This is a genomic window from Flavobacterium sp. (genome assembly GCF_044368625.1).
Taxonomy (GTDB): Bacteria; Bacteroidota; Bacteroidia; order Flavobacteriales; family Flavobacteriaceae; genus Flavobacterium.
On sequence record NZ_JBIPPD010000176.1, the window covers coordinates 1 to 6,891 of the forward strand.

At 37.6% G+C, this 6,891-nt stretch carries 6 protein-coding genes; 3 read left to right on the forward strand and 3 right to left on the reverse strand.

Translation table 11 applies throughout. The annotated features are described in order from the left end of the window. Positions 1 to 414: 414 nt before the first annotated feature. Positions 415 to 636: a hypothetical protein gene (locus ACIQ2X_RS12175; RefSeq protein ID WP_396179189.1), complete on the reverse strand. Its 222-nt coding sequence runs from the start codon at positions 634 to 636 to the stop codon at positions 415 to 417. A gap of 236 nt (positions 637 to 872) precedes the next feature. Between ACIQ2X_RS12175 and ileS the strand changes: the two genes are divergently transcribed. The 3 genes from ileS (at position 873) to ACIQ2X_RS12190 (ending at position 5,430) form a co-directional block, all read left to right on the forward strand. Further along, the gene (gene ileS / locus ACIQ2X_RS12180; RefSeq protein ID WP_396179190.1) at positions 873 to 4,181 is read left to right on the forward strand and encodes an isoleucine--tRNA ligase; all 3,309 of its coding nucleotides are present in this window, start codon (positions 873 to 875) and stop codon (positions 4,179 to 4,181) included. Between the two features lie 110 nt (positions 4,182 to 4,291). After that, positions 4,292 to 4,672: a TraR/DksA family transcriptional regulator gene (locus ACIQ2X_RS12185; RefSeq protein ID WP_396179191.1), complete on the forward strand. Its 381-nt coding sequence runs from the start codon at positions 4,292 to 4,294 to the stop codon at positions 4,670 to 4,672. A gap of 137 nt (positions 4,673 to 4,809) precedes the next feature. After that, positions 4,810 to 5,430 (forward strand): lipoprotein signal peptidase, encoded by a 621-nt coding sequence (locus ACIQ2X_RS12190; protein ID WP_396179192.1) that lies wholly within the window; start codon positions 4,810 to 4,812, stop codon positions 5,428 to 5,430. A gap of 26 nt (positions 5,431 to 5,456) precedes the next feature. Here ACIQ2X_RS12190 and ACIQ2X_RS12195 read toward each other — a convergent pair whose 3' ends face one another. Both ACIQ2X_RS12195 and ACIQ2X_RS12200 read right to left on the reverse strand, forming a co-directional pair. Beyond that, the gene (locus ACIQ2X_RS12195) at positions 5,457 to 6,035 is read right to left on the reverse strand and encodes a 5-formyltetrahydrofolate cyclo-ligase (RefSeq protein WP_396179193.1); all 579 of its coding nucleotides are present in this window, start codon (positions 6,033 to 6,035) and stop codon (positions 5,457 to 5,459) included. Next, a partial coding sequence (locus ACIQ2X_RS12200) for a succinylglutamate desuccinylase/aspartoacylase family protein (protein WP_396179194.1) occupies positions 6,004 to 6,891 on the reverse strand: 888 nt, incomplete at its 5' end. The genes ACIQ2X_RS12195 and ACIQ2X_RS12200, both read right to left, overlap by 32 nt.

Here is a 6,891-nt window from a genome sequence, read left to right on the forward strand (position 1 = left end):
CGTAGTATTTTTTAGTGGCTTTATAAATGAAGTGTAAATCGAGTTCCGTTTGCAATTTTCTATAAAAATTATCCGCTGGAACTAGGTCTAGCAAATTAACTGAAACAAATAACTGGGGTGCAAATTCCAGCTATATTGACCACCCCATTCCAGTTTAAAGTGAGCACCTAATTCCAGTTCAAAGTGACCATGCAATTCCAGTTGTACAGCCTGTCCCGATTTTTTATCGGGAGAACCGATTATATGCCGTCAACAGGTATGGAGTTATCGTTAAGCATTTTGAAGATTATCACGAGCATTTGGTTATCCTCTTTTTTTATGAAGTAAAATAAAGATGGTTTTTGGGTGTTTTCCTTCACTTTTGGGCACGAGTTCCCTTACCCCGCTGTTGGAAGTCTATGAATTCCTGTCTATTTAAACATTCCTTACCTTATTTATCAAGTTATCGTTATGTTGAATGAAAAATTTTCTTTCGTTCAACCATAATCTTGCATCGTCCATCACTTGTTGATTGGTTTTAAATTCACCGTTCTTTAATTGCTCTTTGCTGATTTTAATCAATTCATTCATGGGTTCAGTGACAATCAAAAAACCATCCTCGTCAAAAAACGCTGTTGTATTTAGTAATTCTTCCAAATATTCTAATTTTTTTAGAATCATTAATTTCAGAAATTCTCGAAATAAGTTTTTTTTTGTAATGCAGCTACCTTCATAACCCTATTGTTTTTCAAAAAGTTACTTTTTTATTTCCACATTTTTAATGTTTTTATGACCTATACTATTTCTGTTTTTACCTTCAAAAACTGAAAACTGAAAACTGAAAACTGAAAACTATTTAGTACTTTCGCAAATTGATTTAAGAAAACGATAAAATGAGTACAAAATTTACTGAATATAAAGGACTTGACTTGCCAACTGTAGCATCTGAAGTGCTTGATTTTTGGAAAAAAAACAACATATTTGAGCAATCGGTTACCTCGCGCGAAGGAAGCAAGCCTTTCGTATTTTTTGAAGGACCGCCTTCGGCAAATGGACTTCCGGGAATTCACCACGTGATGTCGCGTGCCATTAAAGATATTTTTTGTCGTTACAAAACCCAAAAAGGCTTTCAAGTAAAACGAAAAGCGGGATGGGATACCCACGGTTTGCCTGTAGAATTAGGCACCGAAAAAGAACTTGGAATCACCAAAGAAGACATCGGAAAAACCATTTCTATTTCAGAATACAACGAAGCGTGTAAGAAAACCGTCATGCGTTACACGGATGTGTGGAACGACTTGACCGAAAAAATGGGCTATTGGGTCGATATGCAAGATCCATACATTACCTACAAATCCAAATACATGGAATCGGTTTGGTGGCTTTTGAAGCAAATTTACAACAAAGATTTGCTCTACAAAGGCTATACGATCCAACCGTATTCGCCAAAAGCGGGAACCGGTTTGTCATCGCACGAAGTCAACCAACCCGGAAGTTACAGAGATGTAACTGATACTACAGTGGTGGCGCAGTTCAGAAGCCTCCCACCTCCCGATAGCTATCGGGACTCCAAAGGAGGGGGAGCCGAAACCGATAACTCGATTTACAAAGCATTCGGCATAAGTTCCCCTGCTTTGGAGGGGTTAGGGGAGGATGTCTTTTTATTAGCTTGGACAACGACGCCTTGGACTTTGCCCTCGAACACCGCTTTGACCGTAGGACCGAAAATCGATTATGTGTTGGTGGAAACCTTCAATCAATATACATTTCGTCCTGCAAAAGTTATTTTGGCTAAAAATTTGGTTGGAAAACAATTCGGGAAAGGATTTTTTGAGACAAATGAACCTGCTGATTTTGAAAGCTTTAAAGAAGGAGATAAAAAAATTCCGTACCAAATCCTTGCCGAATGCAAAGGTGCCGATTTAGTTGGAATTCGCTACGAACAACTGATGAAATTGGCTTTGCCATACGAGAATGCTGAAAATGCATTTCGAGTAATTGCGGGTGATTTTGTAACTACCGAAGATGGAACAGGAATCGTACATACGGCTCCCACTTTTGGCGCTGATGATGCCAAAGTTGCTAAAGAAGCCACACCAGAAGTTCCACCGATGTTGGTTATAGACGAAAATGGAAATCCGGTTCCGTTAGTAGATTTGCAAGGAAAATTTGTACAAGGTTTAGGAAATCTGTCGGGTAAATACGTTAAAAACGAATATTACAACGAGGGCGAAGCTCCTGAACGTTCGGCAGATGTGGAAATTGCCATCCAATTAAAAGAAGAAAACAAAGCCTTTAAGGTAGAAAAATACGTCCACAGTTACCCACATTGTTGGCGAACAGACAAACCGATTTTGTATTATCCACTGGATTCTTGGTTCATCAAAGTGACTGAAATCAAGGACAGAATGTTTGATCTCAACGAAACCATCAACTGGAAGCCGAAAGCAACCGGCGAAGGTCGTTTTGGAAATTGGTTGAAAAATGCCAACGATTGGAATTTATCTCGATCAAGATATTGGGGAATTCCATTGCCAATTTGGAGAAACGAAGAAGGAACAGAAGAAATCCTGATTGGTTCGGTTGAAGAATTATACAACGAAATCGAAAAATCAATAGCAGCTGGATTCCAAAAAGAAAATCCATTCAAAGATTTCGAAATTGGAAACATGAGCGAAGAAAACTACGATTTAGTGGATTTACACAAAAACATCGTGGATGAAATCACGTTAGTTTCGGCGTCAGGAAAACCAATGAAACGCGAAAGTGATTTGATCGACGTTTGGTTTGATTCGGGTTCAATGCCTTATGCTCAATGGCATTATCCATTTGAAAATAAAGAAAAAATTGACGGAAACGAAGATTTCCCAGCTGATTTCATCGCTGAAGGAGTCGATCAAACACGTGGATGGTTTTATACATTACACGCGATTGCAACCTTGGTTTTTGATAAAGTTGCCTATAAAAATGTAGTTTCCAACGGTTTAGTTCTAGACAAAAACGGACAAAAAATGTCCAAACGTTTAGGAAATGCCGTGGATCCATTTACCACTTTACAAGAATATGGACCCGATGCCACACGATGGTACATGATTTCGAATGCCAATCCGTGGGACAATTTGAAATTTGACTTAGAAGGAATTGCTGAGGTGCGTCGGAAATTTTTTGGAACGCTTTACAACACGTATTCGTTCTTTAGTTTGTATGCCAATATCGATCAGTTTACCCATGCAGAAGCAGAAGTTCCGTTGGAAAAACGACCGGAAATTGACCGCTGGATTTTATCAGAATTACATTCGTTAATAAAAACGGTTGACGAAGCTTATGCCGATTATGAACCTACAAAAGCGGCTCGTGCGATTTCAGACTTTGTACAAGAAAACCTAAGTAACTGGTACGTTCGTTTGTGCAGAAGACGTTTTTGGAAAGGCGAATATGCCGAGGATAAAATTGCAGCCTATCAAACATTATACACGTGTTTATTGACCATCTCGAAGCTTGGAGCACCAATCGCACCATTTTTTATGGACAAACTTTACCGTGATTTAACACAAGCTACACATTCGGAAAAATTTGATAGTGTACATTTGTCCGAGTTTCCAAAATACGTTGAAAACTTTGTTGATAAATCGCTTGAAAGCAAAATGAGTAAAGCACAGACGATTTCTTCTTTGGTTTTATCGCTTCGAAAAAAGGAAATGATCAAGGTGCGTCAACCTTTGCAAAAGGTAATGATTCCGGTACTTAACGAAGATTTTAGAGCTGAAATTATGGCCATTTCCGACCTGATAAAAGCCGAAGTTAACGTCAAAGAAATTGAATTAATTGACGATGCTTCGGGTATTTTGGTAAAGCAAATAAAGCCCAATTTCAAGACCTTGGGGCCTCGTTTTGGAAAAGATATGGGTTTGATTTCCAAGAAGATACAAGATTTTTCGCAAGAAAAAATCAACGAATTGGACAGGAATGGATTGCTGGTCATTGATTTATCAGGAAATAGCATAACTTTAACAAAGGAAGACGTAGAAATTAGTTCGCAAGATATTGAAGGTTGGTTGGTTGCTAATGCAGGAACAATTACTGTAGCACTGGACATCACGCTGACCGACGAACTGAGAAACGAAGGGATTGCGAGAGAATTGGTAAACAGAATTCAAAACCTCAGAAAAGACTCTGGATTTGAAGTAACAAACGTATATTAAGTCGGAAACCTTAACCAAGGAACTTGTTTTTGAGGAAAAAATAGAAAACGGAACTGAAATAGAATTTGACGAAATAAAAACAATACTAACAATAACAAAATAGCCGCAATATGGTAGATGAAGCAACCCGATACTCTGATGCTGACTTAGCAGAGTTCAAAGAAATAATTATAAACAAGATTAATAAGGCACAAGCTGATTTAAATTTAATCAAAAGTGCCTACATGAATGATTTAAATAACGGTACTGACGATACGTCGCCAACATTCAAAGCATTTGAAGAAGGAAGCGAAACAATGTCAAAAGAAGCCAATTCGCAATTGGCGATTCGTCAGGAAAAGTTTTTACGCGACTTGAAAAACGCACTTTTCAGAGTGGAAAACAAGACCTACGGTGTATGTAAAGTAACAGGAAAGTTGATCAACAAAGACCGATTAAAAATCGTTCCTCATGCTACAATGAGTATTGAAGCAAAGAACTTGCAAAGATAAGTTAGTAAATTTTCTAAATTTCAAATTCCAAATTTCATAAATTGCATTTGCATTCTAATGGAATTTGGAATTTCTTTTTTTGTATTTGGAATTTCTTTTTTGGAATTTACCTACTTTTGCAAATCAAATTTTTTAAAATGTCATTAAAGAAAGCCTATTTGCTGGTCCTGCTTTTGCTGTTAATAGATCAAGCATCCAAAATATATATCAAAACACATTTTGTTCTGCAAGAACGAATTAAAGTGTTGGATCAAAATTGGTTTCAAATCTTTTTTATTGAAAATGAAGGAATGGCTTGGGGCGTGGAACTTCCCGGTGAATACGGCAAATTATTTCTTACATTATTCCGGATTTTGGCCGTGGGCGGAATTGCCTATTGGTTGCATGATTCGGTTAAAAAGCACGGCTCTAATTATCTGATTGTCGCTATTGCTTTGATATTAACAGGTGCTTTTGGAAACATCATTGATTCGGTTTTTTACGGTATTATCTTTGACGACAGCTACGGCAAAGTTGCCACTCTTTTTTCTGATGAACCTTACGGTACTTTATTTCATGGAAAAGTTGTAGACATGTTTTACTTTCCAATCATTGAAGACTACGTTTTACCAAGTTGGTTGCCCATTTGGGGCGGTAAGGAATTCACGTTTTTCAACGCTATTTTCAATGTTGCCGATATGGCGATTTCTACAGGTGTTGGAATTTTAATTGTGTTTAACAAAAAAGCCTTCGAACACGATCATAACGAGCACAATTAATTTTTTAAAAATAACTTGGAATAACGTTATTTAAATTGATATACTTTTAAAGGTGTTACGCAGTAATTCAATGCAAAATCATTCGGATTTACATCCAAAATTTCATCTTTGGCTTCAAAAAACGATAACCCGATTGTAACTACATCAGTTTTGCATTTCGACAGAAAGCGGTCGTAAAAACCTTTGCCGTATCCTACTCGATGTCCGCATTTATCAAAAGCCAAAAGAGGTACAAAAACCACATCAATTTTGGAATCTTGCACTTCTCCCGAGGCTTCGGGGTCGTCTACGGGTTCAGGAATATTGTAGGCGTTTTTTTTGATTTTTGTTTCGTCTGTAAGTAAATAATGCGTCATTTCTCTGGTTTCAAAATCACTTTTGGAAATCAAAACGTCTTTGTCTTTTCCAGCCAGAATGTGCAAAATATATTCGGTATCCACTTCAAAATGTTCTGTAATGGAAAGAAAAACGTGATAGTATTGCTTGTCCCAAATGGGTAATTTGAGCAATTGATTGGCAATGGCACAACTTTGTTTGTCGCGTTCTTCGTCCGACAAATTTTGGCGTAATTTTTTATATTTGATTCGTTCTTCTTTTTTCGTCATTTTGTACTAGTTCGTTTGAAATATGATACACTGCATCGCCCTGGTACACAATTGGAGCATGATTGGCATTGATGATATAGCCGTCGTTTGGTGCTTTTACTTTCTGTTCAAATTTACCAAACGGATCGGTGATACTTCCCAAAACAAACCCTTTTTTGACATAACTGCCAATTTTATTGTAATCATGAAAAAGCCCCGAACGATTGGCACGAACCCAAGAGGATTTTGAAATATAAATCGTCGGTTCGGTAGGAGGAGGGAGTTTTTGTTTGGGTGAAAGCATTTTTAAAAAAGCAAGCAATCTCTTGGCACCGTTTACCCCAACTTCTGCAATTTCGTCATTGATGTCGAGTGATTTTCCACCTTCAAAAAGCAACATTTTTACGTCTTTTTTCTCGCAGGCGTTTCTAAAAGTGCCTAATATATTTTTAGAATACAACGTAAATGGGGCGTTGAAAACATCTGCTAATTTTTTCAATTCTTCGTTTTGTGGAGCAATCCGAATTTGTGCTGCATTAAAACGACTTGCGCCACCAGCGTGAAAGTCGATTGCATAATCCACATGCGGAATGATTTCGTTGAGCAAATGAAAAGCAAATTGAGAGGCCAACGAACCTTTTTTACTTCCAGGAAAAACCCGATTCAGGTCGCGTCCGTCTGGAAATTCCCTCGATTTATTGACAAAGCTGAAAATATTAATCACCGGAATACAAATGATAGTACCCCGAGCCGGTTTGTTGATTTTTTGAACAATGATGCTCCTAACAATTTCTACTCCGTTAATTTCATCTCCATGAATGCCTGCCGAAAATAAAACAGTTGGTCCGTCAATCTTGGAACGCTCAATGATTACCGG